This is a genomic window from Phycicoccus sp. DTK01, assembly GCF_017312765.1.
In the GTDB taxonomy this organism is placed as follows: domain Bacteria; phylum Actinomycetota; class Actinomycetes; order Actinomycetales; family Dermatophilaceae; genus Phycicoccus; species Phycicoccus jejuensis.
In genome coordinates, this window is the sequence record NZ_BOPU01000017.1 from 1 (window position 1) to 2,883 (window position 2,883).

Consider the following 2,883-nt stretch of genomic DNA (forward strand, 5'->3'; position numbering starts at 1 on the left):
TCGTGGGCCCGGGACTCTTCCACCAGCACCTGCTCGAGGCCGGCACCGACCCGAGCAGCTCGGAGACCTACCACCTCGAGATGGCCTTCCGCGACGCGCTCCTGGTCGCGATGGGCGTCGCCCTGCTGGTCTCCGTCGGCGCCGCGCTGGCCGTCAGTGTGTGGTTCACCCGCCGGGTCCAGCGCTCCACACGCCGCGTCGTCGACGCCGCCGCCGACGTCGCCGCCGGGCGCTACGACGTGCGCGTCCCGGCCTCCGGCCTCGGGGTCGAGCTGGACCGGATGTCGAGCACCATCAACGAGCTCGGCGCGCGCCTGGAACAGGTCGAGGGCACCCGCCGCCGGATGCTCAGCGACCTCGGCCACGAGCTGCGCACCCCGCTGGCCACCGTCGAGGCCCACCTCGAGGCCCTCGAGGACGGCGTCGTCGCCCCGGACGCCGCGACCTTCGCGGTGTTGCGCTCGAGCACACACCGCCTGCGCCGCCTCGCCGACGACCTCGGCGCGGTCAGCCGCGCCCAGGAGGGGCGCCTCGAGCTGCACCCCGTCCGGCTCGACCTCGGCGCGCTGGCCGCCGAGGTGGCCGCCACGGAGACCTCGGCCTTCGAGGCCCGCGGGGTCACCCTGCGGACCGACGAATCGGCTGCGGCGGTCACGGTCGACGCCGACCCCGAGCGCCTGGGTCAGGTCCTGACCAACCTCCTGCGCAACGCCCTGCGGCACACGCCCGCCGGGGGCACCGTCACCGTGCGCACCGCCCAGGACGCGAGCCATGCGGTCCTGCACGTCGTGGACGACGGCGAGGGCATCACCGCCGAACACCTGCCCCACGTCTTCGAGCGCTTCTACCGCGCCGACTCCTCCCGCACCGCCGCTGACGGAGGCGGCTCGGGCATCGGCCTGACGATCAGCCGCGCCATCGCGGAGGCCCACGGCGGCACCCTCACCGCCCGCAGCCACGGCGCCGGCACCGGAGCCACCTTCGCGCTCCGACTGCCTCGCACCTGACCGCGGTCAGCCGGAGGCGACGGGACGGAACACCTCCCGTACGACCGGACGACCGCGCAGCCATCCCGTGAGCGCGGTCAGCGTCCGGCGCAGCAGCAGCCACCCGGCCCCTGCCACGAGCCCGCCGAGCAGGAGGCCGGCGAGGACGTCCTGCGGGTAGTGGGCGCCGACGTAGACGCGCGTGAACGCCATCGCGACCGCCGCCACGACAGCCCAGCGGCCCAGACGCGGCGCCGCGATGAGGAGGCCCACGGCGACGGCGCCGGCCATCGTGGCGTGGTCCGACGGGAAGGACACGTCGGTGGTCCGCTGGACGAGCAGCAGCGCACCAGGGTGGGTCGCGTACGGGCGCGCCTCGCCGAACAGCGCGGCGACGGGCTGGTTGACCGTCACGGCCACGAGCGTGCCGAGCGCAACCCATCCGGCGGCGGCGAGGTGACGGTCGGTGGAGCCTCGGGCCCGCAGCAGCGCCCACAGGGCCAGGCCGGCGAAGAGCACGACGCCGTAGGTCGCGAAGAGCACGGCCGGCCCGTGCAGCCAGGGCGTCGAGCGGGCGAACGACTGGACCGCGGCGAAGAGCCGCTCGTCGAGCGAGGACGTGGGCATGCAGGTGCGGCCTTTCTCCACAGGGACACTGCAGTGTGCCGCTCCCACCTGTGCCGAACCTGTGGGACACCAGCCTCTTGCGGAATACCCCCCTGGGGCATACGTTGAACCGTACAGGTACCCGGTAGGGGTATCCCGACGAGAGGTAGACACCATGAGCACCACCGAGTTCCGAGTCACCGGCATGACCTGCGGGCACTGCGAGATGTCGGTCCGTGAAGAGGTCGGCGAGCTCCCGGGCGTCCAGGTCCTCGAGGTCGACGCCTCGTCCGGGCGGCTCGTGGTCGGCGGAGACCAGGTCGACGAGGCGCAGGTGCTGGCCGCCGTGGAGGAAGCCGGGTACACCGCCGAGCCCGTCCGATGAGCGCCGCCACCCGGCTGGCGCTCTTCGGGGCCGCCCTGGCCCTGGTCTTCGTCGCTTCCTTCACCGCCGCCGGCGCGCTTGTGCCGCAGGCCGTGGTGACTCGCTGGGAGCACCAGGGCCAGACCCCCCACTCACCCGCCTCCACCACATCGCACCAGCATGGAGGGTCCGAGCGATGAGCACCACCACACCCGGGACGGGCCAGTCCATCGAGCTGCAGATCGGCGGCATGACGTGCGCCTCCTGCGCCAACCGCATCGAGCGCAAGCTGAACAAGCTCGACGGCGTCCAGGCCAGCGTCAACTACGCCACCGAGAAGGCCACGGTCACCACCCCCGCGGGCTACGACCCCGCCGCACTGGTCGCCGAGATCGAGAAGACCGGCTACACCGCGGCCCTGCCGGCGCCGGCCGCCACCCCAGGCGCGCCGAGCGAGGACGCACCAGACCCCGAGCTGACCGGGCTGCGCCACAGGCTGATCGGCGCCGCAGCCCTGTCGGTCCCTGTCATCGCGATGTCGATGGTCCCCGCGCTGCAGTTCACGTACTGGCAGTGGGCCAGCCTCACCCTCGCGGCCCCGGTCATCCTCTGGGCCGCGTGGCCCTTCCACCGCGCAGCATGGGCCAACCTGCGCCACGGCAGCGCCACCATGGACACCCTCATCTCGATGGGGACCCTCGCCGCGTTCCTGTGGTCCCTCTACGCCCTCTTCCTCGGCACCGCCGGCACACCGGGCATGACCCACCCGTTCGAGCTGACCATCGCCCCCTCGGACGGCGCCGCCAACATCTACCTCGAGGTCGGCGCCGGGGTGACCCTGTTCATCCTCGCCGGGCGCTACGTCGAGAAGCGCTCCAAGCGCCGGGCCGGCGCCGCCCTGCGCGCCCTGCTGGAGATGGGCGCCAA

General features: G+C 73.3%; 4 protein-coding genes. 3 read left to right on the plus strand and 1 reads right to left on the minus strand.

The features are described from left to right. Window positions 1-1,007, plus strand: a 1,007-nt coding sequence (locus J3473_RS19160; protein ID WP_207025399.1) for a cell wall metabolism sensor histidine kinase WalK, incomplete at its 5' end; no start/stop codon positions are given. A 6-nt stretch (window positions 1,008-1,013) separates the two neighbouring features. Here J3473_RS19160 and J3473_RS19165 read toward each other — a convergent pair. Next, window positions 1,014-1,613, minus strand: a complete 600-nt coding sequence (locus J3473_RS19165; protein ID WP_036830486.1) for a phosphatase PAP2 family protein — start codon at window positions 1,611-1,613, stop codon at window positions 1,014-1,016. A gap of 154 nt (window positions 1,614-1,767) precedes the next feature. Here J3473_RS19165 and J3473_RS19170 point away from each other — a divergent pair, with 154 nt between their 5' ends. Together J3473_RS19170 and J3473_RS19625 are read left to right on the plus strand one after the other, a co-directional pair. Continuing rightward, complete coding sequence (locus J3473_RS19170; RefSeq protein ID WP_030529344.1) at window positions 1,768-1,977, plus strand: heavy-metal-associated domain-containing protein; 210 nt, start codon at window positions 1,768-1,770, stop codon at window positions 1,975-1,977. A 175-nt stretch (window positions 1,978-2,152) separates the two neighbouring features. After that, window positions 2,153-2,883, plus strand: a 731-nt coding sequence (locus J3473_RS19625; RefSeq protein WP_242525974.1) for a cation transporter, incomplete at its 3' end; no start/stop codon positions are given.

Coding starts and splice junctions, on each gene's coding strand:
- J3473_RS19165 (WP_036830486.1), bottom strand. CDS start 1,613: ATGCCCACGTCCTCGCTCGACGAGCGGCTCTTCGCCGCGGTCCAGTCG.
- J3473_RS19170 (WP_030529344.1), top strand. CDS start 1,768: ATGAGCACCACCGAGTTCCGAGTCACCGGCATGACCTGCGGGCACTGC.